This is a genomic window from Rappaport israeli (assembly GCF_001888055.1).
GTDB lineage: Bacteria > Pseudomonadota > Gammaproteobacteria > Cardiobacteriales > Cardiobacteriaceae > Rappaport > Rappaport israeli.
This window is the reverse complement of the sequence record NZ_LXHZ01000008.1, coordinates 76,346-100,564: the sequence shown is the minus strand read 5'-3', so window position 1 is coordinate 100,564 and position 24,219 is coordinate 76,346. Positions and strand designations below refer to the sequence as shown.

At 43.0% G+C, this 24,219-nt stretch carries 26 protein-coding genes; 7 read left to right on the top strand and 19 right to left on the bottom strand.

From position 1 onward, the window contains the following. Positions 1 to 189: 189 nt before the first annotated feature. The 3 genes from A5N84_RS02705 to A5N84_RS02695 are packed head-to-tail and all read left to right on the top strand — an operon-like array spanning position 190 to position 2,847. On the top strand, positions 190 to 999 hold the full coding sequence (locus tag A5N84_RS02705) for an ABC transporter permease (protein ID WP_072281179.1): 810 nt from the start codon (positions 190 to 192) through the stop codon (positions 997 to 999). A 1-nt stretch (position 1,000) separates the two neighbouring features. Continuing rightward, positions 1,001 to 1,726 (top strand): ABC transporter ATP-binding protein, encoded by a 726-nt coding sequence (locus tag A5N84_RS02700; protein WP_072281178.1) that lies wholly within the window; start codon positions 1,001 to 1,003, stop codon positions 1,724 to 1,726. After that, entirely contained in the window at positions 1,723 to 2,847 is a 1,125-nt protein-coding gene (locus tag A5N84_RS02695; protein WP_072281177.1) for an NnrS family protein, read from the top strand. Before A5N84_RS02700 ends, A5N84_RS02695 begins: the two co-directional genes overlap by 4 nt. Positions 2,848 to 2,897: 50 nt before the next feature. Here A5N84_RS02695 and A5N84_RS02690 read toward each other — a convergent pair whose 3' ends face one another. The 7 genes from A5N84_RS02690 to A5N84_RS02660 all read right to left on the bottom strand — a co-directional run bounded on the left by A5N84_RS02690 (position 2,898) and on the right by A5N84_RS02660 (position 7,752). After that, positions 2,898 to 3,809, bottom strand: coding sequence for an L-lactate permease (locus tag A5N84_RS02690; RefSeq protein WP_158008622.1), 912 nt, complete (start codon positions 3,807 to 3,809; stop codon positions 2,898 to 2,900). 437 nt (positions 3,810 to 4,246) lie between these two features. Beyond that, a complete protein-coding gene (gene tsaD / locus A5N84_RS02685; protein WP_072281175.1) occupies positions 4,247 to 5,269 on the bottom strand; it encodes a tRNA (adenosine(37)-N6)-threonylcarbamoyltransferase complex transferase subunit TsaD in 1,023 nt (340 codons plus the stop codon). A 74-nt stretch (positions 5,270 to 5,343) separates the two neighbouring features. Beyond that, positions 5,344 to 5,760 (bottom strand): roadblock/LC7 domain-containing protein, encoded by a 417-nt coding sequence (locus A5N84_RS02680; protein ID WP_072281174.1) that lies wholly within the window; start codon positions 5,758 to 5,760, stop codon positions 5,344 to 5,346. Between the two features lie 9 nt (positions 5,761 to 5,769). After that, positions 5,770 to 6,300 carry a GTP-binding protein gene (locus tag A5N84_RS02675; RefSeq protein WP_198923725.1) on the bottom strand — a complete coding sequence of 177 codons (531 nt, stop codon included), beginning with the start codon at positions 6,298 to 6,300 and terminating at the stop codon, positions 5,770 to 5,772. A gap of 52 nt (positions 6,301 to 6,352) precedes the next feature. Further along, entirely contained in the window at positions 6,353 to 6,781 is a 429-nt protein-coding gene (locus A5N84_RS02670) for a hypothetical protein (protein ID WP_143324796.1), read from the bottom strand. Further along, positions 6,736 to 7,317: a hypothetical protein gene (locus tag A5N84_RS02665; protein ID WP_158008621.1), complete on the bottom strand. Its 582-nt coding sequence runs from the start codon at positions 7,315 to 7,317 to the stop codon at positions 6,736 to 6,738. Before A5N84_RS02665 ends, A5N84_RS02670 begins: the two co-directional genes overlap by 46 nt. A gap of 78 nt (positions 7,318 to 7,395) precedes the next feature. Further along, positions 7,396 to 7,752, bottom strand: a complete 357-nt coding sequence (locus A5N84_RS02660) for a roadblock/LC7 domain-containing protein (protein WP_072281170.1) — start codon at positions 7,750 to 7,752, stop codon at positions 7,396 to 7,398. Positions 7,753 to 7,905: 153 nt separating this feature from the next. Here A5N84_RS02660 and tsaE point away from each other — a divergent pair, with 153 nt between their 5' ends. From tsaE to A5N84_RS02640, 4 genes are all read left to right on the top strand, one after another. Further along, positions 7,906 to 8,415, top strand: coding sequence for a tRNA (adenosine(37)-N6)-threonylcarbamoyltransferase complex ATPase subunit type 1 TsaE (gene tsaE / locus A5N84_RS02655; RefSeq protein WP_078055527.1), 510 nt, complete (start codon positions 7,906 to 7,908; stop codon positions 8,413 to 8,415). A gap of 87 nt (positions 8,416 to 8,502) precedes the next feature. Continuing rightward, on the top strand, positions 8,503 to 9,852 hold the full coding sequence (locus tag A5N84_RS02650) for an N-acetylmuramoyl-L-alanine amidase (protein ID WP_072281169.1): 1,350 nt from the start codon (positions 8,503 to 8,505) through the stop codon (positions 9,850 to 9,852). A gap of 84 nt (positions 9,853 to 9,936) precedes the next feature. Beyond that, entirely contained in the window at positions 9,937 to 11,598 is a 1,662-nt protein-coding gene (locus A5N84_RS02645; RefSeq protein WP_072281168.1) for a SulP family inorganic anion transporter, read from the top strand. A 118-nt stretch (positions 11,599 to 11,716) separates the two neighbouring features. After that, on the top strand, positions 11,717 to 12,163 hold the full coding sequence (locus A5N84_RS02640; protein ID WP_072281167.1) for a copper resistance protein NlpE: 447 nt from the start codon (positions 11,717 to 11,719) through the stop codon (positions 12,161 to 12,163). Positions 12,164 to 12,271: 108 nt separating this feature from the next. Here A5N84_RS02640 and A5N84_RS02635 read toward each other — a convergent pair whose 3' ends face one another. From A5N84_RS02635 to A5N84_RS02585, 12 genes are all read right to left on the bottom strand, one after another. Further along, the gene (locus tag A5N84_RS02635) at positions 12,272 to 12,652 is read right to left on the bottom strand and encodes a DUF1249 domain-containing protein (RefSeq protein WP_072281166.1); all 381 of its coding nucleotides are present in this window, start codon (positions 12,650 to 12,652) and stop codon (positions 12,272 to 12,274) included. Between the two features lie 55 nt (positions 12,653 to 12,707). Further along, positions 12,708 to 14,465 carry an amino-acid N-acetyltransferase gene (argA, locus tag A5N84_RS02630; RefSeq protein ID WP_072281165.1) on the bottom strand — a complete coding sequence of 586 codons (1,758 nt, stop codon included), beginning with the start codon at positions 14,463 to 14,465 and terminating at the stop codon, positions 12,708 to 12,710. Positions 14,466 to 14,474: 9 nt separating this feature from the next. Continuing rightward, on the bottom strand, positions 14,475 to 15,482 hold the full coding sequence (gene purM, locus A5N84_RS02625) for a phosphoribosylformylglycinamidine cyclo-ligase (protein ID WP_072281164.1): 1,008 nt from the start codon (positions 15,480 to 15,482) through the stop codon (positions 14,475 to 14,477). Further along, positions 15,479 to 16,207 carry a phosphoribosylaminoimidazolesuccinocarboxamide synthase gene (gene purC / locus A5N84_RS02620; RefSeq protein WP_072281163.1) on the bottom strand — a complete coding sequence of 243 codons (729 nt, stop codon included), beginning with the start codon at positions 16,205 to 16,207 and terminating at the stop codon, positions 15,479 to 15,481. The genes purM and purC overlap by 4 nt, the downstream gene beginning before the upstream one ends. Before the next feature lie 78 nt (positions 16,208 to 16,285). After that, a complete protein-coding gene (locus A5N84_RS02615; protein ID WP_072281162.1) occupies positions 16,286 to 16,657 on the bottom strand; it encodes a sodium:calcium antiporter in 372 nt (123 codons plus the stop codon). A gap of 101 nt (positions 16,658 to 16,758) precedes the next feature. Continuing rightward, on the bottom strand, positions 16,759 to 18,234 hold the full coding sequence (locus tag A5N84_RS02610) for an alpha/beta fold hydrolase (RefSeq protein WP_072281161.1): 1,476 nt from the start codon (positions 18,232 to 18,234) through the stop codon (positions 16,759 to 16,761). 91 nt (positions 18,235 to 18,325) lie between these two features. Then, positions 18,326 to 20,017: a polyphosphate kinase 1 gene (ppk1, locus tag A5N84_RS02605; RefSeq protein WP_198923724.1), complete on the bottom strand. Its 1,692-nt coding sequence runs from the start codon at positions 20,015 to 20,017 to the stop codon at positions 18,326 to 18,328. Further along, positions 20,014 to 20,445: a polyphosphate kinase gene (locus A5N84_RS10495; RefSeq protein WP_198923723.1), complete on the bottom strand. Its 432-nt coding sequence runs from the start codon at positions 20,443 to 20,445 to the stop codon at positions 20,014 to 20,016. Before A5N84_RS10495 ends, ppk1 begins: the two co-directional genes overlap by 4 nt. Further along, complete coding sequence (dnaQ, locus tag A5N84_RS02600) at positions 20,442 to 21,134, bottom strand: DNA polymerase III subunit epsilon (protein WP_072281160.1); 693 nt, start codon at positions 21,132 to 21,134, stop codon at positions 20,442 to 20,444. Before dnaQ ends, A5N84_RS10495 begins: the two co-directional genes overlap by 4 nt. A gap of 2 nt (positions 21,135 to 21,136) precedes the next feature. Next, positions 21,137 to 22,921, bottom strand: a complete 1,785-nt coding sequence (gene aspS, locus A5N84_RS02595) for an aspartate--tRNA ligase (RefSeq protein ID WP_072281159.1) — start codon at positions 22,919 to 22,921, stop codon at positions 21,137 to 21,139. Further along, positions 22,918 to 23,214 carry a hypothetical protein gene (locus tag A5N84_RS02590; RefSeq protein ID WP_143324795.1) on the bottom strand — a complete coding sequence of 99 codons (297 nt, stop codon included), beginning with the start codon at positions 23,212 to 23,214 and terminating at the stop codon, positions 22,918 to 22,920. Before A5N84_RS02590 ends, aspS begins: the two co-directional genes overlap by 4 nt. A 138-nt stretch (positions 23,215 to 23,352) precedes the next feature. Then, the gene (locus A5N84_RS02585) at positions 23,353 to 24,150 is read right to left on the bottom strand and encodes a factor H binding protein domain-containing protein (protein ID WP_072281157.1); all 798 of its coding nucleotides are present in this window, start codon (positions 24,148 to 24,150) and stop codon (positions 23,353 to 23,355) included. Positions 24,151 to 24,219 lie beyond the last annotated feature (69 nt).

Genomic DNA, 24,219 nt, shown 5'->3' with positions numbered 1-24,219 from the left:
GACTCAAATTCTAAAAAAGAAAAGTCAATCGATTAGACGGTGGATTTATTATTGTCAAAATAATATAGTCTTTAAAAGGTTTTTATTTCAATAAAAATAATTTGAATTTACTTTGCACTTGATATAAATCAAGTGCTGAAAAACCTGTTATCATTTATGATAAATCGACTTATTTAGCTTAGGATTGTCATGATTATCGAGCGCGGACAGATTCAGCAGGGCGGCAAATGGCGCGGCGCATTGTCTTATGTGTGGGGGATTTTTCCTGCCCTTGCCACGATTGCCGGCGTGTTTGCGCTGTGGCATTTGTCTTACGAGCATTTGGGCGCGCTGATTTTGCCGGCGCCTTTAGATGTATTACGGCGCGTGTTCGGCATTTTGCAGGAAACCTTAGGACGGGAAACTATTGCCACAACGATGTATCACGGCGCTTACGGCTTGTCTTTGGCAATCATATTAGGCATTAGCGGCGGTTTATTGGCGGGCATGAGCCGCACTTTAGCGCTCTTGCTGCGTCCTTTGATTACGCTGTTGCTGGGTATGCCGCCGATTGTCTGGATTGTACTGGCGATTTTTTGGTTCGGCATGGGCTCGACCAGCGCAATTTTCACAGTAGCGGTAACGGTGCTGCCGATGCTCTTTGCTGCGGCGATGATGGGCATGATGAGCATGAGCGAAGAATTGAAAGAAATGCTGAAAGTGTATCGTCTGCCTTTTGCGGCACGCCTTAAGCAATTGTATTTGCCGCATTTAAGCCAGCAATTGCTGCCGGCTTTGATTGTTGCCACCGGTTCGGGTTTGAAAATTACCGTGATGGCGGAGCTTTTGGGCGGTAATCAAGGCATCGGCTCGGCATTGGCAAGTGCGCGCGCGATGTTGGACACCACCGACGTCATGGCTTATGTGATTATCATCATCTCATTGATTATGTTTGTGGAATACGCGCTCTTAGAACCGCTGAAGCGTTGGATTCTGCCTGTCCGCAGTCGGGGAAATTAAGATGCTTATCGCTAACGCTATTAGTATAGAACTCATGACCGCGCCGATTATCGACAATCTGTCGTTTCAGATTGCGCGCGGCGAATGTCTTTGCTTTGTCGGGCCGTCCGGCTGCGGCAAAACCACCGTCTTGCGCGCGATTGCCGATTTGCAAACCCTGAAAAACGGCAGTATCAGCCATGATTTTCAGCGGCTTGCCTTTTTATTTCAAGAACCGCGTCTATTGCCTTGGCGTAATGCGCTGGAAAATGTGGCGATTGTCGCGCCCGAACGGCAAGCCGAAATTGTGCCTTTATTGCAGCGTTTGGGCTTTTCCGCATCGGATTTTGCCAAATATCCGCATGAACTTTCGGGCGGTATGCGTCAGCGCATCGCCTTGGCGCGGGCGCTGATTATCGAACCCGATTTGCTCTTAATGGACGAACCCTTTTCCGCGCTTGACCATCAATTGCGTCGCCAATTGCAGCAGCTGATTGCCGAAAAAATCAGTGCCGGCATGGCGGTCTGTTTGGTCACCCATGACCGCGACGAAGCCGTCTTGCTGGGCAGCTGCATTCTGCGTTTGGACGGCAAACCCGCCACCGCGCTGCAAAGCCTGCATTTGGATATGCCCTATGCCGCGCGCGATGAAGCATGGATACGCCGCCAAGTGCAAAGCCCCTTTTTCGCCCATATCCGCAGTGGTGAGGAAATTCCCCTGCTATCCGATGCCGAGGATAAATCATGAATCATTATTGGCAGAAAAGCCTGCAACACCCTTTCCGCCTGTTTTTCCCCTTGATTAGCTTTGCCGTGCTGATTGCCCTGCTGCCTTGGCTGGCACTCAGTTTTCTACCGAGTCAGGCGGCACATTTTCCCCTGCATTGGCACGCCTTTGCCTTTGTTCATCTGACAGGCGGCGCGGCATTTGCGGGGTTTCTGCTGACCGCCTTGCCCGAATGGACGGACGACCGCCGCAAATTGCACGCGCACAGCATCCGACTGCTCGTTTTATGGGGCATCGCTTTGTGCGGACTGTGGCAATTAAGCATCGGCGCATGGCTGATTGTGCCCTTTTGGGTTTATCTCTTCGCCTTAACCGCTTCTTTTGTTTGGCGTAATAAAGACAGCCGCCAGCTTAGCCTCTTATTCTGTCTCAGTCTGATTATCGTGCTGGCGATAGCTTATGCCGCTAACGGCGAAGGACGCTATCTGCATGCCGGCGTGGACGCCATGCTGCTGGCGGTCGCGATTATCAATTTTCGCGTGGCGCGGGCAATCGGCAACCAAGCCTTAGAAGACGGCGGACGGCTGGACGAACGTTTTATCCCCAATCCTTATTATAAAAATCTTTCCTGTTTTTGGCTGGCGGCAGCGACCGCATCCGGCCTAGCGGCAAGCCATAGCGTGCAAGGCTGGCTGTATCTGGCGGCAGGCACGGCATTTGTCGCCCGTCTGCATGATTTTCATCATCTGCGCCTGCTGCGCTTTGCCTATGTGCGCGCGCATTATGCCGTCAGCCTAAGTTTGGCACTGGGTTACAGCGCTTTGGGCGCGGTACTACTTTTGGTACCGGCTTACAGCAGTTTTGCGCGGCATTTTTTGGCAATCGCCGTCTATCTGTTGATGATTTTGACCATTATCAGCATTGCGGGACAGCGACACAGCGGCGTAAAACTGCATTTTCATAGCGATATCCGCCTTGCGCTCACGCTGCTGCTTATCGCCGCCTGCGCGCGCGGCATCTATTCCGCCTTTGAGCCGAATATAAACGGCATCTACCGCCTGCCTGCCGTGGCGATTGCTGTCGCTTTTATCGTTTATTGCCTGCGCTATCTGCGTATTTTTGCCCGCAATGAACCGCGTTAGTAAGGATTGTGTGGGCAACTTATTGCCCAGGCAGTTTGATACACGCCGCGTTATTTTATTTTTTTCAGATCGGATTGAATCCGAGAACTATGGTTTAAGCAATGTCGGATACGAGTATCCGACCTACTATAGGTCATAAGTTTTGCGACAACTAAAACTAAGCATACAGTTAAAACAGATAACCAAAAAGATTTTATAGTGGTTTTGAGTTCTTTAAGCGCTTCTTTGGGACGAATGCCCGTACCAATAATAGTAAGAATAATGGTGATAAAAATAGCAGTACCTACAACAGAAACTAAGGAGATGTTCAAGGTAATAGGTGCGCCACTTGGGGTGGTTTCCAATAGTTGGAAGGAGAGATTGGTAAATGCAAAAGGGGCATCAGTTTTAAATAGGGCTTTAAAAAATGGCATGCCCCATAAAATCATGAATGCGCTTAAAACACTAAAGGGAGCCCAAGCTTTGAAAATAGTTCCATACGATGGGAGATTTTCTTCTGTATCAACTTCAGGTTGGCTTTGTGTTTGTTCTGAATTTGCATTAATGCGAAAAATACACGCTGGCTGCCAGTTATGTGCTAGGAATGCGAGCGCAGCAAGTGTTGATAGAGAGGCGCAAAGAGCGGCAAGCTTTGACCCTAGAAATTGCATAATGCTAACTTGTAACGTAGTGAAAACAATAGAAGTTACTAAAATAGCAGGTAGAGTCTCTTTTATGCCACGAATGCCGTCTAACAAGAAAACAAGTAAAAAAGGCACGCTAAAGTAGATAAATGGCAAGGTTAGATTGGTAGCTTGTGCAAATCCTTGAACAATACTTGGGAGAACTGCTTCGACTGGGAGTTTAAAAGTAAATACAGCTATGACTAAACTTACAATAGCTATAAGCCCAGCTGCGTTATATCCTTTTAATTTTAATAGAGTTAATCCAATTAAAAAAAATAATAATTGGAATACAAGCAATCGCTGCTGAAATAAAAATATTACCAAAGGGATTAAAATAATCTAACTGCATAAATACTCCACTTATCTAAAATTAAACGCTTGTAAAAACTGGTAGTAAAAAATAAATTTATATCTAATTTTTACTTTATCTTATTTTGTTAATATTGTGAATATTTTGAGTGAAAATTTTGTTAGTCTTTTAATCTACAGTGAAAAGTTTTGCTTTTAGGGGTGAAAAGAACATGTGATGGCAGCAACGAGATAGGCTAATATTACTTTTGTAGCGTAGATTTAAAAGGGTAAAGATATGAAAATAATGGCTTCTTAAAAATTTAGTCTTACAAATGCAATTATTAGGTGATGTATATGATATCTGCAGGATACTTTGTGCGTTAGATATTTTAGATTTGAGTGGGTTTAATATTTTTTAGAAGAATATAACTGTATACTAAATACTAAAGTTTATCTAAAGCCCAACGCGCTTTAACATTAATTTCTAAATTATCATCAATGCCACGTGGATATTGCAAACTAGCAGCAAAGGCAATCATTAGGGCATTATCTGTTGAGAGTGCTTGTTCAGGAAAAAATACTCGTCGCGTAGTATTGTTCACTTCATTTTGCAATGTTTGTCGCAAAAGTTTATTTGCACTAACGCCTCCAGCAATCACTAAATCACGATAGCCCGTCTGCTGCCATGCACGCCGACATTTAATCAAAATAGTATCAATAATTGTCTGCTCAAAACTAGCGGCAATATCGGCGCGTATTTCTGCCATATTAGGTTGGTTTTCAATAAGTAGTCGAGTTTGTGTTTTTAACCCACTAAAACTAAAGTCTAATCCTGGGCGGTTAGTCATAGGACGGGGTAATTTGAATTTCTTTGGATTGCCTGTCTCTGCTAATTGAGCTAATTCAGGACCACCAGGGTAGGGTAATCCCATTAATTTTGCGGTTTTGTCAAAAGATTCACCTACTGAATCGTCTAAAGTTTGCCCGAGAATCTCATAGTTTCCAATAGCTTTAACCGCTACTAGTAAAGTATGCCCACCAGAAACAAGCAAAGATAAAAAAGGAAATTCAGGTTGTTCTTTAGCATAAAGAAGCGGAGATAATAAATGCCCTTCCATATGATGGATTGCCATAACAGGTTTTTTTTGTGCAAAAGCTAAACCTTTGGCAAAGGTAGCTCCAGTCATTAATGCCCCTAATAAACCAGGGCCTGCTGTATAGGCAAAAATATCAATATCAGTAAGCGAATATGTACCGCTCTTTAATGCTTGTTGCAATAAAAGAGGCAAACGGCGCAAATGATCACGCGCTGCAAGTTCAGGAACTACGCCACCATATTCACGATGCAATGGGATTTGTGAATAAATCTCGTTGGCTAATACACCTTTTTCAGAGTTATAAATGGCAATAGCAGTTTCATCACATGAAGACTCAACAGCAAGAAAAGTAAGAGAAGAATTAGGCATAAATCATATGTCCAAAATAAAATAAGCTAATTTTTTCAAATTAGCTTATTAAAAATCAAGTAAACCAAAAATTATTAGCTTAATAATAACATTCGCTTAGCAATTCGTTCAGCAGCTTTATTTGCGCCATGCAGCATATGTGCAAGCATAGTAGCTTTATTGGCTTTAACCATTAAAATCAAAGAACTATCTTTATTAGGAGAAATTTCTCTGATATAAACTTTCCCTTTACTACTATCAATGGTAATTGCACTACATTCTTCTAAATCAAATTCACTGACTAGTGAACTACCTAGGGCAAATAATGAACTCCCCACAGCAGATAATTTATCTCCAGATTGATTATCTACATTATTTGTAGCAACAGCAAAGCCATCTGATGTAGCTAAAATAACATCTTGTACACCGTTAGTATCTTGTGCAAATTCTGCTAATACCTGTGTGCAAAAGTCAACAAATGCTTTATTTCGATAAGATTCTAAAGAAGCCATTTTCTCCCCTTAATATAAATCTGCTTCAATGGAAGCAACTAATGTTTCAACTAAAAGCAATACATCATCGCGCTGGCGTGCATCTACTTCAAAAATTGGGAATGTAAAATCTCTTTTCTGCATAATATCAAAACATTCATCCATAGTAAGATGACCTTTTAAATCAGTATGGGTAATGCCGACAATGATTTTATCCATGCCATGTTTATGAAAGTAGTCAATATAATAAGGCAGCTCTTCTGGAGATTTTTCTGAGGAACTATCAATTAAAATAATAACACCCAAAGCGCCTTCTGTAACAATGCGCCAAACAAGCTCAAAACGCTCTTGCCCCGGTGTACCATATAAACCTATTTTAGTATCTGGTGGCAGTAAAATCTGACCATAGTCAATACCGACAGTTGTTAATAATTTACCATGAGACTTACGGTCAGTATTTGAAACATCAGTTGATACGACTTTTTCATCTGAAAGACTACGGATTGCAGTGGTTTTCCCTGCACCCATACTTCCAGCAAAAATAATTTTAAATTCTTGCATAATAATTTACTTCCTACGTCTTAGCATGATTACTTGGTGATTTATTAATTATTTAAAATCCAAGAGTTTTTCTAAGGCGACTTAGTAACCCTTTTTTCTGTTCTACTATTTCTTTATTTTCTTGTTTAACAGCAACTTTATTTGTAGTTACATTATCAGCTTCTTTTTCACTAATTGCTTTTGCCTGACCTGCATTTTCTGTTGCGTATAAAAATTTACGAATAAGGTCTAAATCATAATGCGTTTTTTCTTGTAAAATTTTAGCATTTATTGGGGAATGTTGGGAAGAGGCTGCTAGTCTTAGTGCTTGACTACGTCTAGACTTACTCAATGGCTGAGGCCATCTAATCATTTGGTAGTATGTTTCAGATTTTATGTCTTCGCTAAGAGTGGAATCTGATTGCCATAAGCTTTCAAATAACCATAAATCTAATTTCAGATGACGTGCTGAGTCAGGGATATCGGAAGAACTAACTTCCATCCATTGCCATCTTTCAATTCCTGGCGTGTTTTCTCTAGGATAGTTGATAAAAACGGTTTCTTCTGAGGGAGAAATCCATGCAATGCTATCATTATGCTCTGCACGAATAGTGGTATTTTTTTCGATAAAATCAAATCAAGTAGCTCTCTATAAGATGAAGACTGAGTTCCTTGATTTTTTAAACTAGAAGTGTTGGTTGTACTATAATTTGAGCCTAAGAGCTTACTCAACCAGTTTTTAATGGTATTTTCATCATTCGTTCGAAGATCTAATGCTGGAATATTAGAGTATTCTCGAGCAGACTCGTGTCCTGCATCTGTATTGTAGGCGCTAACGACAGGTGCTTTTACAACTTTTATATATTTATGAATTTGAGGGGTATCTAAAAATGATGCATTAATAACCACACCAGTAAGTTCTTTAGCGGTAGCAGTAGTCCAAGTTAATGAAGGAACAGAATATTCTTTCATAACAGCCTTAATCCTATCTTCGGTGGACTTGGAAAACCCTAGAAGACAAATAAAATTACCTTGCATGTTTTTATCCATTATAAAACAAAAGATACTGCCCTACAGTATTATCTTTACTAGAGCAGTATCAATTTTACGATTAACTTATGAGAAATCTAATTCTTTCTCAAAAGAACGCAATTGGTGACGAGCCATTGCAAGGTTAGCACGACCACGGTCTAACACAAGGTACAAGAAAAGAGTACTATTACGCTCTAAAGGGCGAAGTAAGTGGTAACCTTTGCCTAAAGTGATAAGTAAGTCTTCGATATCATCTTTGAGGTCTAGTGTAGCAGCTACACGACGTTTGGCGTTTAACACTTCTGTGTTACCAGCAGCAGCTAATTCTAAGTCAAGGCCACTACCTTCGGTTGCTAAAGCAAGACCACTTTCAGTATCAACTAAAGCGCCAGCTTTAAAGCCATCGATTTCTGTTAACGGCGATAAATCAATTCTAGCCATATTTACTCTCCTAAATTTAAAAACAAAATAAATCAAAAACTAAAAAATAGCCTGCTTCTGCTCATTACTGTAGCTTTATAAACAAACTATACTTTAATTTTTACATAACCGCTAGCTTAAGCTAATCCTAGTGTATGATATCTGTTAGGTATCATGCTTACAATTTTATCATTTTATTTTATTTTTATGAAAAAAATTATAACCACGCAGAAAAAAAACTTAAACAAGCTGAGCGCGATTATAGCACAAACATTGGGAAGTGGCGTAATCTTTTTGTATGGAGATTTAGGAGTAGGGAAAACTACTTTTGTGCAGTTTTTTTTACAGAATCTGGGATACACCGATGTGGTAACAAGCCCTAGCTATGGACTTTTGAATGTATATCAAGTACGCGGTAAAAAAATATTGCATGCTGATTTATACCGTTTATCTGAGCCAGAAGAGTTGCTTTATTTAGATGTTACTGAATGGCAAGATATGGCTGATGTGATTTTTGTGGAATGGTCAGAAAAGGGTGCTGGGTTTCTACCACAACCAGATTTAGAGATTTACTTGTACTTACTAGATAATGGAGAGAGAGAAGTGGTTCTTTCGCCACGCTCTGAAAAATGCCTTGCGCTTTTTAAAACGATTGATTTTAGTGGTATTAATGAGAATGTTTAGTTTTTGAAGAGGTTTTGACGTTATAATAGCGTCCTTTTATCTTTCTAGTTTAGAAGTTTTTGCTGATACTTTGTATAGGATGGTCAAATGTGGTTGCATATTTTTAGGTTATTAGCGCCGTTATGGCTTGTTTTGTGGATGCTCCCTGTGCAAGCGGTTGTAATTGAAGGGGTGCGTTATAATCGTTTGCCCGATAAAGTTGAAATAATCTTTGAAGTTTCTGATAAAACTTCATTTAAGCAGTTTGATTTATCAAATCCTCCACGAATTGTACTGGATTTTCCAGCTTCTGCGGGGAAAAGTCATGATGGTTTGACTATTAATCAAGGGGCGGTTAAGGGGGTGAGGATTGGTTTGCGTGATAAAAAAACGCTTAGAGCGGTTGTAGATTTAAATAGTGCTGCAAAAGCAAATATATACACGCGTCCCAATCAGAAAAAACGTACTTTATCAGTAGTGGTAGAAATTTACGATAATATCGCTACTTCTGCATTGGCATTAGAATCTATGCAAGAAAGGCGCGCGCCTGAGTCGATATTTTCAGGTGGGCCACTACCTTCTGCTCAATCTGTGCAGAATGCTTCTTTGTTTGATAGCGCTTCAATTGTTAGGGAAAATACCTTATTGCCTTCTGCTACTAGCCAACCTATTCAAGTAGAAACACAAGTAAATTCACAGGGAAAAGTCGTTCAACAAACGCTTACCAATCCCCCGCCAGCCGTGCCTATTACTAGAAAAACGATTGTAGTTGCAATTGACCCGGGGCATGGGGGAAAAGACCCTGGTGCGCGTAGTGTGGCGACTGGTCTATTAGAAAAAGTTGCTGTTTTGCAAATTGGCAAACGATTGCGCGATGCGATTAATGCTAAACCTGGTTTTAGAGCAATTATGACGCGTGATAAAGATGTTTATGTTGAATTATCACAACGTCGCGCGATTGCACGCGCTAATAATGCAGATGTTTTTGTATCCATTCATGCCGATGCAGTGGAAAATAATTTTAATGCGCGGGGTTCATCTGTTTATATCTTATCAACAAAAGGCGCAACCTCTCAGTTGGCTAAGTATTTGGCTAAAAAAGAAAATGCGGTTGATTTGCGCTGGGGGGTAGATGTTAATCGCTATGATGAGGATGTGCAGCAGGCGCTTTTGGATATGCAACAAGACGCAACTTTAGAAGCCAGTCATATTTTAGCGAAACAAACTCTTGAAAAGCTTGGAAAAATTGGAAGCGTGCATAAGTCTAATGTAGAGCGTGCAAATTTTGTGGTGTTGCGCTCACCAGATATTCCTTCGATGTTAGTTGAAACGGCGTTTATTTCTAATCCCAGTGAGGCTAAATTATTGGCTTCTCCTAGTTACCAGCAAAAGCTGGCGCAGGGAATTGCAGATGGAATAGAGCTTTATTTTAAAGAGCATATGTCTTTAGGTCGATAATATTTTGAAATGTTAGCGCTTTAAGATGTTTGAAAGACTGTTTGATTAATTAACTTATTGCATTCATATAAAAGTCAGGGATTTATGGCATCTATCGGCATAGTCATTCAAACGTATTTGGTTCGTGTGCTAGGTTTATTTTTCCCTATGCGACATTGGTTTGGGCTGATTAATGCTAAGAATTTGCGAAGAGATTTTTGGGCAGGGCTTACAGGTGTGGCGATGGTATTGCCACAGGGAATTGCTTTTGCGCTAATTGCGGGTTTGCCTCCTGAATTTGGTTTGTATAGTGCGATTGTGGTGCAAGTCATTGCTGGGTTATTTGGCAGTTCTCGGCATATGGTTACTGGCCCAACAGTTGCTTTATCGATAGTAATTCCAGGAATTATCGCACCTTATGCGGTTATTGGCAGTCCACAATATATTGGTTTGACATTGACGCTAATGTTTTTAGTAGGGGTCATTCAATTATTATTTGGTTTGTTTCGTTTTGGCAGTTTGGTTAATTTTATTTCTCATACGGTTATTATTGGGTTTACGGCTGGAGCAGGATTGCTCATTATTTTGGCGCAGCTAAAAACTTTCACAGGCATTCGATTGCCTTCTGGTTTATCACCTTTAGAAACGCTTTTGGCATTGCAGGCGCATTGGCAGGAGTTTCATTATTTAAGTATTTTTATTGCAAGTGTTACGTTGGTTAGCGCGCTTTTGTTACGTAAATTCAAACCACGTTGGCCAGGAATGTTATTGGGCTTATTAATCGGTGCATTGGTCAACTATCTACTTGCGGGAGCGGAAAAAGGGGTTGATATGTTGGGCGTTTTACCAGCTTCTATGCCACAAATGACGCTCCCTTATTTAAGTTTTCCTTTGATAACAAATTTATTACCTAGCGCTTTTGCTTTAGCATTGCTGGGTTTGATTGAGGCGGTATCGATTGCGCGCTCAATTGCGATACGCTCGCATCAACGTATTGATGGCAATCAGGAATTTTTTGGGCAAGGTTTGGCAAATGCGATTGGTAGTTGCTTTTCTTGTTATGTGGGGTCAGGGTCATTTAATCGCAGTGCCATTAATTATGATGCAGGCGCAAAAACCCCAATTGCGTTATTGATTACCTCAGGATTGATTTTATTAATTTTGATTTTTATCCCTCAGATTACACGCCATTTGCCAATGCCTGCGGTAGCGGGCGCTTTAATGTTGGCAGGATATAACTTGTTTGATTTAAAGCAGATAAAAATTATTGCTAAAACCAGTCGTAATGAATTGACCATTATTTTGGTTACGTTTTTATCAACATTGCTATTAAATTTGGAATTTGCGATTTATGTAGGGGTGATTTTGTCGTTGGTGTTTTATTTGCAAAAAATATCGCGACCAGTGGTTAGCTTGGTGGACTTCTCGCAGGTCTATGAAAAAGATGAAACGATTGATGATTTTCCTTTAACTGCTTTGCGCATTGATGGCTCATTATTTTTTGGCTCGATTGACCATGTGCAAAATCGTATGATTGAATTGAGTTCTAATAAGGAGTGGAGAAATGTGGTGATTTTAAGTGAAGGGGTAAATCAACTTGATATTGCTGGAATTGAATTTTTACTCACAGAACGAAATAAGCTGCGTAAACGTGGTGGAGACCTTTATATTATCGGTATGAAATCGCATGTTCGTAATAAATTGCGCGCTAGCCTTATTGGGCGATGTTGTCAGGTAGTGATAATCTTTTTGAGAGCACTTATATAGCTTTTCGTAAAATTTGTAAGCGTTTAGGGATTGAGAACTATCGACAATATATGAAACATTTATTTAAAGACTACAATCGTTTATAGGCGTTTGAGTTTATCTATTTACTGGAGGTTTTATGAAAAGATTGACCGCAATAGTAACGCTATTAGTAGCTGGTTTTGCCTTAGCTGGTTGTCAGAGTGCATCTACTGCTAGCTCTAAACAACAGAATAAAACCGATACAACAATGCAGGTTAAAGATGCAAGGCATACTTTGGACTGGAAGGGCACTTATCAGGGGGTCTTGCCATGTGCGGATTGCGAAGGGGTGGCAACCATGTTGGTATTAGAGCCATCTCTGGAGTATTCACTGCGTACGCGTCTGTTAGGTAAAGAAGATTTGGATAAGAAATTTGAGGGAAGTTTTTCTTGGCAGGACGATGCGCATATTAGTCTCTTACCTGAGAATGGTGTTTTGCAGGTTTATCGTGTCCATGAGGGCTTTTTGGAGCTAGCATTGCCTGATGGCGGGCGTATTCCAGTGCAAAATATTGAGTCTTATCGTCTTTATAAAACCAATTAATTATTGCCAAATAGGGGTTATATAAAGTTTATAGATTTGATTATGGGTTGAATTTGTAGGATTTATTTTATAAGAAATTAGGAATGCTATCGGATTGGGCGTATTCGCTTAGCTGGTAGCGGTTTCGGTGAAGATAATCCAACCAAGCATGAAGCGCTTGGTTGGATATTTTTTTTGTTGGCGCATTTGTTTGATGGGGGGGTGTTTATCAAGCAGTGCTTCGCATAATCGGGCATCATGATAAATGCGGATAATGTGATTGGGGGTAAATTTTTGTGGTTTTTTGTGATGAAAATAATGCCCTAGAAGCCATTCGCTGGTGTAATTATGTAGGCTGATGCGATGTAAATAGGCAGGAGGGCGGTTGGCGCTTTTAAGAATATGCCAGCCCGATGTTTTTGGTAGGTCAGGCAAGATAAGGCGGAACAAAATATAGTTTTGCTCGTATAAATGGAGAAGAGAATGGGGTTTGGGTTGGTAATAAATCATTTTATTATCAATAAATTAGATTATAGATTGCGTTGTTTTGTTATGCGCCATAAATTCAAGAGTCAGGATGTAGGGTTTTGATATAGGTTCTTGAATTGCGTTGATAGTTATAAGCTTGTTTTTTAACGCTGGGGAGTTCATCAAGATTAGCGGGTTGAAATCCACGTTCTTCAAACCATTGTGCGGTATGGGTGGTGAGAATAAATAATTTTTCAATATTCTGCTCACGTGCTTTGCATTCAAGGGTTTGCATAAGATTATCAGCACGTTGATTTTGCCGATAGTCTGGATGAATAACAACACAGGCAAGTTCTGCCATTTTTTCTTCGGGATAGGGGAATAAAGCAGCACAACCGATAATCGTGCCATCGCGTTCAAGAACGTAGAAATGCTGGATTTCATTTTCCAAATGTTCGCGTGAGCGTTTAACGAGAATGCCTTGTAATTCTAGGGGGCGGATAAGGTCGAGCAGTCCGCCGATATCATCAATTTGTGCACGGCGCAGATGGTCGTAGTGGTCGCTGGTTACCATGATGCCGACACCATCTCGGGTAAAGAGTTCACAGAGTAGCGCTCCTTCGCGGTCGCGGTCGATCAGGTGAACGCGTTTAATGCCTTGTTCGCAAGCGTGGGCAGCGGCATTTAGGCGTTGATTCATCCATTGTTCGCCGTTGAAAGTGCGCGCTTGTGCGGGGGTGAGTTGGCGTAGTTGCTCACTGAGTTTGTAATGTTCAACGCCATCGCTAACGTATATTAATTTATCAGCATGGATGTTAATGGCGACTTGGCTGGCGATGTCTTCTGCGCTTAGATTGTAGATGTAACCTGTGGGGGAATAACCCAGTGGGGAGATAAGGACGATTTCGCCTAGCTGGAGATGATGGCTAATGGCTTGAGCATTAATACGCCGTATTTCACCTGCAAAACCAAAATCTTGTCCATCAATTACGCCGACTGGTTTGGCAATAATAAAATTACCGCTGGCAACGCGTAATGCAGCGCCTTGCATAGGGGAATTAATCATGCCCATGGAAAGGGTGGCTTCAATGCGCAGACGCAAACTACCAACCGCATCAAGAATTTCAGGCATCATGGCTTTGCTGGTGATGCGTTTATTGCGGTGAAATTGAGAGGCTAACCCAGCGCGCTGGAGGTGAACATCGATTTGATGGCGCGCACCATGCACAAGAACTAAATGCACGCCTAAACTGTGCAAAATAGCGCATTCATGCAAAAATTTTTTTAAAGGTGCGGCGTTGATGTCGCCATCAAAATACAAAACAAAGGTTTTATTGCGGTGAGCGTGAATATAGGGGGCGGCTTGTAGGAAAAACTGCAGAAACTGGACGTTATTCATGGCTATGGTTAGTTTGCACTGGGGGGAGCTGCTTTTGCTTAATTTATCTAAAATACCATTGATGAATTTATAGCTTTCTTGTGCGCCAAAGCGTTTGGCAAGTTCAATGCTTTCGTTAATGGAAACGGTGGGATGAATATCAGGTCGGTTAAGAATTTCATAGGCGCCAATCCATAAAATCGCCCGTTCAACGGGGTCTAGCGTATGGAGTTTTCGGCTCATTAGGGTTTGATAATGCGCCTCTAGTTGCTCTTGGTTTTGGGTAATGTATTCATAGGCTTCATCAAAATAATGTTGGTCAATTTTTCCAAGACGGAGGTCAATAATGCGATTGTGATAAATACGCTCAGGGGCATCATCAGCTAGCTGCCATTGATAAAGCAGTTGCAGAAGTTGACTGCGTGCGCGGTGGCGTTGTTCAATGGCTTGGCGTTTGAGATTGGGTTTTGTATTCATGAGAGATGTTTAAAAGTTTAATTGTATGGGGGTATCGCCTGTTTGCATATGCCCGATAATAAAGGCTTGTTCGCCTTGCTGGATAAGGGTTTGCATAACGGCATCGCTTTCACTTTGTGGAACAATAAGCACAAACCCCACGCCCATATTGAAAGTGGCGTAGCATTCTGTGCGCTCAATATGAGCAAAAAGTTGTTCAGCTAGGGGCAGAGGGGGGATAGCGTTGGTCTCTACAATAGCGGTTAGTCCTTTACCATAGGCGCGCGGAAGATTTTCAGGTAGTCCGCCGCCTGTGATGTGCGCTAGCCCATGAATGCGGTGATGTTTTAGCGCTTCTAATACGGGTTTGACATAGATTTTGGTTGGGGTAAGAAGAAATTCACCAATAGTAGTGGGGTTTTCTGCATCAATCGGAGCTTTTAAATCAGTGAAAATTTTGCGCAATAGGGAATAGCCGTTGCTATGAAATCCTGAGGCGGCGAGCCCAATTAGAACATCCCCTGCTTGCACACGATTGCCGTCAATGAGTTGGTCTTTTTCAACAACCCCAACAGCAAAGCCAGCAATATCATATTCACCTTGCTGATAAAATCCTGGCATTTCTGCTGTTTCACCACCGATTAATGCCGCTCCTGCTTGTTGACAACCTTCTGCGATGCCTTTGATAAGGTCTGCGGCAATAGTTGGTTCAAGTTTGCCACAAGCTAGATAATCTAAAAAATATTGTGGTGTGGCGCCATGGCAGAGGATATCGTTAACGCACATGGCAACGGCGTCAATGCCAATGGTATCGTAGCGCTCAAGGGCAAAGGCAATTTTTAGTTTTGTCCCCACGCCATCTGTGCCTGAGACGAGAATGGGATGTTTATAACCCGATAAATCATAAAATGCGCCAAATGCGCCAATTTGTCCGAGCACTCTGGGATTATGCGTGGCTTGGGCAAAATCTTTGATGCGTTGAACTGTTTCGTAGCCTGCCTCTTTATCAACACCGCTAGATTTATAATCCATGCTCATACCTGCTCCTTAAATTGTTGTAAGCGATTTAGGATCTCTTGATAGGCTTGGGTGAGTGTAAGTCCATCGAGATTGCGACGGAAACGGTCTTTATCGAGCTTTTCTTGGCTTTGGCTGTCCCAAAGACGGCAGGTATCAGGTGAGATTTCATCGGCAAGAACAATGTTGCCTTGGCTATTGATTCCAAATTCAAGTTTAAAATCAATTAGGCGTACACCGCAGGCAGCAAATAGGGCGACAAGTAACTGATTGATTTGGCTGGTGAGTTCGTAAATGGTATCGAGTTGTTCATAGGTGGCGGCCTTGAGCGCGACTGCGTGGTCGTCGTTTATCAAAGGGTCGCCTAGGGTGTCGTTTTTGTAGCAGAGTTCAAAAATGGTATTGGGGGGTTCTTGTCCTTCTTCAAAGCCTAGACGTTTTGCCATTGAACCTGCAATGATGTTGCGGGTAATTACTTCTAGCGGAATGATTTGGACTTTATCGCAAAGTTGTTCGCGCTCGTTTAGACGCTGATGAAAATGCGTTGGGATGCCAGCTTGATTGAGTTGTTCGTAGAGAAGTGCGCTGATGTGGTTATTTAGAATGCCTTTGTCGGTGATGATGTCGTGTTTTGCGCCGTTACCCGCGGTGGCGTCGTCGTTGTAATGAATGATAACGCGCTCTGGGTGGTCTGTTTGATAAACGGATTTGGCTTTGCCTTGATAGAGAAGAGTTTGTTTTTGCATGAGGGGTCTCGTTGGGTTAGAGTTGAGCGTTTTGGGTTGCGCCGTAAATGAGATAGGCATTGTAAGCGATAAAGAGGATTAATAAAATCCACCTTCATAGCGGTTGATATGCGCGCGACGTTTGTAGAATTTAAAGCTCATAAACAGTAGCAGTAGTGTTAAAAAGCTCATCACGAGAATATCACGCGAGAAGACTTCCCCGCTTAGACGGATGGGATGAATAACGCCTGCAATGCCAACGACGGCGAGGGTGTTGAAAATATTTGAGCCGATGATATTGCCAAAAGCAAGGTCATGTTGATTTTTGCGCACTGCGGCAATAGTGGAGGCGAGCTCAGAAGGAGGCATGCCTAATTTATAAGCAACAACGCCTGCGCCTTCTACAAAATAATCAGCACTCCAAACTAATAGAATTAATCCAATGATGATGGCGACAATGGCTAATAACATAATTTTTCCTTGCTTGAATTTTGCTTAAATAATGAAGGCGGTTACGCGCTGTGCGGGTCGGCGATTATAGATTATGCTAGGGGTTTTTCATAGCGCTGGCGTTAGTCATGGCAGGATTGGCTGTTGATTTTGATATGCGGTGCGATGAGATAAGCCAGTGCAATATCATCAACGCAGGAGCTTTCGCCTGAAAAGACGAGGGTGTGTCCGTCTCCTTCGCGCGTAATAAGTGGGGCGTGGAAGAAATTAGCCATAATTTGAGCGTTGTGGTGAGGGGTTGTGGGGTCGTGTCGTTGTGCAACAAAAAGCAACGGCGGGAGTTGGTCGCTGACTTTGGGCGCAGCGGGGGTATCACTGCCATTGGTTGGCCAATAAAAACAGGTGTCTAGATAATCATCGTCTTCTAGTGAGGCATAGTTATCGTAGGGAGAGGCTTGATCAACTATTTTGCTCTGGGCGATATAGTCGCGACGGTTGCGGTTTTTTGGGGCATCATCAGTGCAGTTGATGGCAAAAAGTGCGATATAGCTGTTGTCAATGTAGGCAGTGTCGCTTTCATCTGTATCATCGCTATCTAAGAAATTTAGTTCATTGTAGAGCTTGGTTTTGCCTTGGCTGAGTTGGTTAAGTAGGTCAATATTATCTTGCCAGTGGTATGACCATAGGAGGTTGTCTTGCATAAGAAATAGAACATCTTCAGCACTAATGGGTTTTCCAGCATTGTCTTCAAGTTGTTGTTCGTCTATGTGTGTAAGCAGTTGGTGCAAGCTTTTATTGGGGTTTTTATTAGGGCTAAATGGGCAATTGTTTTGGCTATAACAGTACTGAACAAAGCGTTCAAAAGTTTGTTGGAATCCTTTTTCTTGGGTGATTAAGGCGCTGAAGTAGTCTTCGCTGGTGTTAACAACGCCATCAAAGATGGCAGCACGAATGGCGCTGGGGTAGCGCTCGCTGTAGCGGGTGAGGACTTTTGTGCCATAGGAATAGCCTAAAAGGGAGAGTTGTGGTTCGTCTAGCGCTTGGCGGATGGCTTCGATATCGGTTACAGCTTCGCGAGTGCCAATATGGGCGAGGAGGTCTTTACCGCTTTGTTTGATGCAGGCGTTGACGAGGTTTTTAGCGTTGTTTTCTTCGTCCTCTTCAAGCTCACAGGAGAGACTAGGGGTGCTGGGGCTAATGCCACGTGGGGCATAACCGATGATGTGAAAATAGTGCCAGAGAGCGCTATCTTCTGCTAGGTCGTTGAAAATACCTAAAAAATCAAGGCTGTGCTCCCCAGGCCCGCCTGCAATGATGAGTAGGTTGCCAATAGGTTGGTCAGATTGGGCAGGTAGACGAGTGAGGGCAAGTTCGAGAGAGGGGGAGTGGGTTGCGTTGGGATTTAGGGGAACTTCTAGGGTGGCGCATTCTAAAATATCGGCAAAATTTTCAATTGGCCAATCATTATAGGTTGTTTTGCTATCGCAGGGTTGCCAATCTAATTTTGTGTTTGGGGCGGCATGTGCGAGAGGATTGAGAAAAAAATTGGCAATAATGAAGATGAACGCGCATGGGTTGAATTTGGTTTTTAGGGTCATGGTTGTTCCTATTTGAGGCAATGAAAGGGGGAATTTTATAATTTATTTTTTATGATGTTTTGTCTATTTTTAATTTGTTAACTAAATTTACTTAGGAGAGAGAGCGCATTTTGCGATGCCGCAAGCGGCTGGCTTCTTTATAGCGGATATTGGCTTGGTCGATGAATTGCTGTTGGGCGCTGGGGTGGTGTTTGGGGTTTTTGCGACGTTTATAACTGCCATCAGGTTGCATATGCCATGCACTGGGGTCGTTGAGTTGGGTGGTGAGAAAGTAGTTGAGTTTGTGGCGGATGTGGGGCGCGCAAATGGGAATAAGAACTTCAACACGACTTTCAAGATTGCGGTGCATTAAATCCGCTGAGCCGATGAAATAGTTTTCTTGCCCTTGATTGTAAAAATAATAAACGCGGGCGTGTTCTAAAAATCGCCCTACGATGCTAATCACGCTGATATTTTCTGAAAGCCCTTCCACGCCTGCGATGATACGGCAGCTATCGCGGACAATGAGTTGCACACGACAGCCTGCTTGTGAGGCTTGATAGAGTTTGTTAGCAATATCAACGTCTTCTAGGGCGTTGGTTTTTAAGCAGATGGCGGCTTTTTTCCCTGCTTTGGCCTGTTCGATTTCGCGCTCAATATAAGACAATAGCGCGGGTTTCATTTGTTTGGGGGCGGGGAGGATTTTTTGGTAGTGGCGGTTGGGCGTGTAGCCAGTGGTGAGGTAGTTAAAGAGTTCGGTAAGATCTTCGCCGATTTCTGGCTCGGCGGTGAGAATGCCAAAATCACTATATAGGCGGGCGGTGCCACTGTGGTAATTGCCTGTGCCGATGTGGGCGTAGCGACGCAGTCCGTCATAATCTTGGCGGATAACGTGAATGAGTTTGGCGTGGGTTTTCAGTCCAACGATGCCGTAGGTAACGTGAATGCCAGCTTCTTCTAAATGATTTGCCCAGCGGATATTGGCAGATTCATCAAAACGAGCCTTAACCTCTACCACAACGGTAACTTGTTTGCCGTTATGAGAGGCATCGATAAGGTAGTCGATAATCTTAGAATCTGCGGAGGTGCGGTAAAGCGTCATTTTAATGCCAAGAACTTTGGGGTCTTGGCTGGCATCTTTTAAAAAGCGCTCAACGGAGGATTTAAACGATTCATAGGGCAGTTGAATTAAAAAAGGCCCAGAACGACGGATGGCATGGAATATGTTGTCTTCGCCATGGAGATGTTCGTGGTCTAGTGGGGTGTGCGGTGGGTCTTTGAGGTCGGGGCGATTTAGGCTATGGAGTTCGAGTAGGTCGCGTTTGGCGATAAGCCCTTGGACTTCAAAGGTATCTTTGTCTTCATTGAGATTGAGTTCGGCGGCAAGCATGCCTTTATGAATGGGGTCAATGCCACTGGCGTATTCTAAGCGCACGATAGGCGCAAAGCGACGTTCACGTAGTTCGTCTTCAATAAGCTCTAGAAGGTCTTCTGCTTTTTCTTCGTTTTTTTCTGTAACGGCATTGCGCGTGACTCGAAAGAGGTCGACTTTTTCAACAATCATATTAGGGAAAAGAAGGTCTAGATTGCTAATAAGAAGGTCTTCTAAGGTAATAAATTGAGTGTTTTCATCTTCTGTTGGCACATGAATAAAGCGCTTGCCCCCTTGTCCAACAGGGACTTTAACGCGCGCCATGGAGGTGCGATTTTTATCAGGGTAGCGAAGTTTAATCAGTAGATTGAGCGAGAGATTGGAGACAAAAGGGAAGGGATGGGCTGGGTCGATGGCTTGTGGGGTAATCAATGGATAGAGATTGGCGATAAAAACTGGCGCAGGGTGTTTTGTTGTTCGGGATTGAGTTGGGCAAAGCGGGTGATTTCAATATGGTTTTTCTTTAATTGGTTTTGAAGGGTTTGCCAGATTTTATGCATTTGGCAGATAAGTGTTTCAATTTTGGCGTATGCCTGTGTGATTTGTGTTTGCGGGGTGCGCCCATCAGCGCTGAGGCTGGTGAGATTGGCGCCAATTTGTTGTTTGAGCCCCCCAATGCGCTTCATAAAAAATTCATCAAGATTGGCATGGACGATGGCTAAAAATTTCAAGCGTTCTAATAAAGGATTATGCGGATCGTTGGCTTGTTGAAGAACGCGACTATTAAAATCAAGCCAAGTTAATTCGCGGTTTAGATAGATGCTTTGAGGGTCGGCGCTTTCAAGGTCTATGAGATTCATAATGAATTGGCTTTATTTGGGTTGATGCTATCTAGCAGGGTTTGATGGGCTTGTTGTTCTTGCGCATTGAGGGTAGCGCTGCGCCAGTTGTGAGGTTTGAGAGGCGCGGTGTGGGCGTTGCTGTGGTGAGTGTGTTGGAGATTAAAACTAAGGTCAGTTTGTCCGCCTGTGAGTTTTAAATATACCTCGGCAAGCAGTTGGGCATCTAGCAAGGCGCCGTGAAGTTCGCGTTTGGAATTATCGATATCAAATCGTTTGCAAAGCGCATCTAGGCTGTTGCGTTGTCCAGGAAATTGTTGGCGTGCGAGGGTGAGGGTGTCGGTTAGGGTGAATTGTTTTTCTAGCTTGGTTGGGTTGCCAATGAGTTTAAATTCTTGATTTAAAAAAGCTTGGTCAAAGGGGAGATTGTGGGCAATCAGTTCATCGACGCTTTGTAAATAGACGAGAAAATCATCGGCAATTTGTGCAAAGGTGGGTTGTTTGGCAAGGAATGTATCGCTTAGTCCGTGGACTTTGAAGGCTTCTTCGTCTACGGGGCGTTCTGGGTTTAAATAAACATGAAAATGCCGTCCTGTTGGACGGCGATTTTCTAGTTCAATGCAACCAATTTCTATAACGCGATGGTCTTGGCAGACGGCGCCTTTTTCAGAGCGCCCTGTGGTTTCGGTGTCAAAAATAACTTGGCGCATGTTTATTCAATGGGCTGTATTTGGCGGCGGCGGATATGGAGTTCGCGCAATTGTTCCTCGCTCACTTCCGCTGGGGCGTCGGTGAGTAGGCAATAGGCGGTTTGCGTTTTTGGAAATGCCATTACATCACGGATAGAGCTGGCTTTTGCCATGAGCATAATAAGGCGGTCAAGTCCAAAAGCAATGCCACCATGCGGAGGGCAACCGTATTTGAGCGCATTGAGTAGGAAACCAAATTTTTCTTGTGCTTCGTCAGCGTCAATGCCTAGACTTTTGAAAACGCGCTGTTGCATCTCTTGGCGGTGAATCCGAATCGAGCCGCCGCCAATTTCTGTGCCATTTAGCACCATATCATAGGCGCGTGAGTTAACTTTGGCTGGATTTTGGTCGAGTTCGTCGAGGTCTTCGGTGTTGGGTTGGGTGAAGGGGTGGTGCATGGAATACCAACGGTTGGTCTTTTCATCAAACTCAAACATGGGGAAGTCGGTAACCCATAAGGGCGCCCATTCATGCGTGAGTAGGTTAAGATCATGCCCGATTTTTACGCGTAATGCGCCTATGGCATCGTTTACAATGCTGGTTTTGTCTGCGCCAAAGAAGATAAGATCGCCATCTTGTGCTTGAACACGCGCTATGATGGCAAGGGCTACTTTATCTCCTAAAAATTTGACGATGGGCGATTGTAGACCTTCCACGCCTTGGCTGAGGTCGTTTACCTTAATATAGGCAAGACCTTTTGCGCCATAGCGTCCAACAAATTGAGTATAGGCATCAATTTCTTTGCGCGTGAGTTTGCCACCTTGTGGAATGTTAAGCGCAACAACGCGTCCATTATCTTGTTTTGCAGGGGTGGCAAATACGTTGAAATCACAATCAGCTACCAAATCATCAATATCTTGCAACTCTAGCGGAATGCGCAAATCAGGTTTATCAGAGGCGAAACGGCGCATGGCTTCGGCATAGGTCATGCGTGGGAAGGGCTCATCTAAAGAAACATCAAGATGGTCTTTAAAGACACCGCGCATCATCCTTTCCATTAAATCCATTAGGGTTTGTTCGTCGATAAAAGAGGCCTCAATATCGAGTTGAGTAAATTCTGGTTGGCGGTCAGCCCGTAAATCTTCATCACGAAAACAGCGCACGACTTGATAGTAGCGGTCAAATCCGCTCATCATGAGCAGTTGTTTGAAAAGTTGTGGCGATTGCGGTAGGGCGAAGAATTTGCCTGCATGTGTGCGCGAGGGGACGAGATAATCACGCGCGCCTTCGGGCGTGGCTTTAGTGAGCATGGGGGTTTCAATATCTAAAAAGCCATGTTCATCTAAGTAGCGACGCAATGAGGCAATCACCCGACTGCGCAATATGAGATTTTGCTGCATGGTTTGGCGACGCAAATCGATGGTGCGATGGCGTAGGCGCACTTCTTCAGAAAGGTCTTTGTCATCAAGTTGAAAAGGTGGGGTTTCAGAGCGCGATAAGATGGTCAGCTCTTTTGCGAGAATTTCAATTTTACCGCTAGTGAGGTTGGCGTTGGTTGTGCCTTCAGGGCGGGGACGAACTTTGCCTTCAATGGTTAAGCAGTATTCATTGCGCACTTGTTCTGCGTTGGCAAATGCTTCTTCTGTGTCAGGGTCGATAACAACTTGCACAAGTCCTGAGCGGTCGCGTAAATCAATAAAAATAACGCCGCCATGGTCGCGACGACGATGAACCCAACCGCTAACACGGACGATTTCACCGTTTGCTTGTTCTGTTACTTCACCACAGTAGTGCGTTCTATAGTTCATTGTGTTTTCCTATCGCTAAATCGAAAATAGATAAAAAATAATAGACTGGTTAGACTGAATGCTCCGAGAAGGGCGCTATAAACAATGAGTGTGTTCATGCCGAGAAAATCGTTATGAAACAATTGCTCAGGAAGATGTATAAGATAATCAGACCAACTTAAATATAAGCGCATAATCTCAGGTGCAAACCAATAACTTAATGCTAATCCCAAATAACTACCCATTATCATGCCAATCAGTGTTAGACAGGCGATACTGAGTAGGCGTTTGATATTGAGCGTTCTATTAGGCATGAGGCTTGCAAAAAGCTAGAGATTATACCGCTTTCAGAGTTAATGTATAGGGTGGCGCTTAATGCAGAGAATTCAAAGACGGCGCAAAAAAATCGGCGCCTGATAAAGCGCCGATGGTTGGGAGCGTTTATTATAAAATTAGTTTAGCGCTTTTCCGCCCATAAAGCCGATATGGTTTTGATCAAATTGATAGCCATTAATGGTTTCGCCTGTTTTATTGATTTGCTTTAAAACGCCTGAAATCTCTTCAGCGTTTTCGCCATAAAGTCCAGCGTTGTAGACCCAGTTTTCGCCTGTGCCAGTTGCGCCGCCTTCAAGTTTATTGCCTTGTAATTTGGCTTCGTTTAGGCTGAATTTGCCATGTTTTCCGCTTTGTAGTTCCCCTTTACCAATTTTTTTATCAAAATCGATGGTGTAGCTAAATTCGCCATTTTGCGTGCTTCTGTCAAATACTGTGCCGACGTATAAGGCGGTGCCTTTTTCGGGCATGTGTTTTACAGGAATACCGCTATAAAAGCCTTCACTGCCTAGGTTGTGATAAAGATTGGCGGCAAAAGAATGTAACCCTTGATAGCTTCGTAAGTGTCCTTCGCTTTTCTTTTGTTTGTTTAGGGTTTTTGTATAGGGTTGGTCATTAAATCCAGATTCAATGATGTGTCTAAAATCAAGGGAGGCATAACCATCGGCTAATCCTTCGCTTAGTGTTTTGCCATTGACAATCACTTTTTCGCCTTGTTTATAGTTTTGGTTGTGGTCTAGAAATATTTTGGCGCTATCGAGATGGGCAATTCGCGCCAGTTCTTGAGGAGTTTGTTGGGGGATTTGGGGAGGGGTTTGTTGGCTCATGTCGTGATTGTTTGAGCCACCGCAAGCGCTTAATCCTAAGGAAAATGCGCAGGCGAGGGTTAGGGGTAGGGGATTTTTTATATTAAACATGTGCGACCTCTAATAAGCTAAAAGGGGGGTCATGATACCGAAATTTCTGCTTGGGCGGTGGATTTTTCT

Coding starts and splice junctions, on each gene's coding strand:
- A5N84_RS02705 (WP_072281179.1), top strand. CDS start 190: ATGATTATCGAGCGCGGACAGATTCAGCAGGGCGGCAAATGGCGCGGC.
- A5N84_RS02700 (WP_072281178.1), top strand. CDS start 1,001: ATGCTTATCGCTAACGCTATTAGTATAGAACTCATGACCGCGCCGATT.
- A5N84_RS02695 (WP_072281177.1), top strand. CDS start 1,723: ATGAATCATTATTGGCAGAAAAGCCTGCAACACCCTTTCCGCCTGTTT.
- tsaD (WP_072281175.1), bottom strand. CDS start 5,269: ATGCCTAATTCTTCTCTTACTTTTCTTGCTGTTGAGTCTTCATGTGAT.
- A5N84_RS02680 (WP_072281174.1), bottom strand. CDS start 5,760: ATGGCTTCTTTAGAATCTTATCGAAATAAAGCATTTGTTGACTTTTGC.
- A5N84_RS02675 (WP_198923725.1), bottom strand. CDS start 6,300: ATGCAAGAATTTAAAATTATTTTTGCTGGAAGTATGGGTGCAGGGAAA.
- A5N84_RS02670 (WP_143324796.1), bottom strand. CDS start 6,781: ATGGAAGTTAGTTCTTCCGATATCCCTGACTCAGCACGTCATCTGAAA.
- A5N84_RS02665 (WP_158008621.1), bottom strand. CDS start 7,317: ATGCAAGGTAATTTTATTTGTCTTCTAGGGTTTTCCAAGTCCACCGAA.
- A5N84_RS02660 (WP_072281170.1), bottom strand. CDS start 7,752: ATGGCTAGAATTGATTTATCGCCGTTAACAGAAATCGATGGCTTTAAA.
- tsaE (WP_078055527.1), top strand. CDS start 7,906: ATGCTTACAATTTTATCATTTTATTTTATTTTTATGAAAAAAATTATA.
- A5N84_RS02650 (WP_072281169.1), top strand. CDS start 8,503: ATGTGGTTGCATATTTTTAGGTTATTAGCGCCGTTATGGCTTGTTTTG.
- A5N84_RS02645 (WP_072281168.1), top strand. CDS start 9,937: ATGGCATCTATCGGCATAGTCATTCAAACGTATTTGGTTCGTGTGCTA.
- A5N84_RS02640 (WP_072281167.1), top strand. CDS start 11,717: ATGAAAAGATTGACCGCAATAGTAACGCTATTAGTAGCTGGTTTTGCC.
- A5N84_RS02635 (WP_072281166.1), bottom strand. CDS start 12,652: ATGATTTATTACCAACCCAAACCCCATTCTCTTCTCCATTTATACGAG.
- argA (WP_072281165.1), bottom strand. CDS start 14,465: ATGAATACAAAACCCAATCTCAAACGCCAAGCCATTGAACAACGCCAC.
- purM (WP_072281164.1), bottom strand. CDS start 15,482: ATGAGCATGGATTATAAATCTAGCGGTGTTGATAAAGAGGCAGGCTAC.
- purC (WP_072281163.1), bottom strand. CDS start 16,207: ATGCAAAAACAAACTCTTCTCTATCAAGGCAAAGCCAAATCCGTTTAT.
- A5N84_RS02615 (WP_072281162.1), bottom strand. CDS start 16,657: ATGTTATTAGCCATTGTCGCCATCATCATTGGATTAATTCTATTAGTT.
- A5N84_RS02610 (WP_072281161.1), bottom strand. CDS start 18,234: ATGACCCTAAAAACCAAATTCAACCCATGCGCGTTCATCTTCATTATT.
- A5N84_RS10495 (WP_198923723.1), bottom strand. CDS start 20,445: ATGAATCTCATAGACCTTGAAAGCGCCGACCCTCAAAGCATCTATCTA.
- dnaQ (WP_072281160.1), bottom strand. CDS start 21,134: ATGCGCCAAGTTATTTTTGACACCGAAACCACAGGGCGCTCTGAAAAA.
- aspS (WP_072281159.1), bottom strand. CDS start 22,921: ATGAACTATAGAACGCACTACTGTGGTGAAGTAACAGAACAAGCAAAC.
- A5N84_RS02590 (WP_143324795.1), bottom strand. CDS start 23,214: ATGCCTAATAGAACGCTCAATATCAAACGCCTACTCAGTATCGCCTGT.
- A5N84_RS02585 (WP_072281157.1), bottom strand. CDS start 24,150: ATGTTTAATATAAAAAATCCCCTACCCCTAACCCTCGCCTGCGCATTT.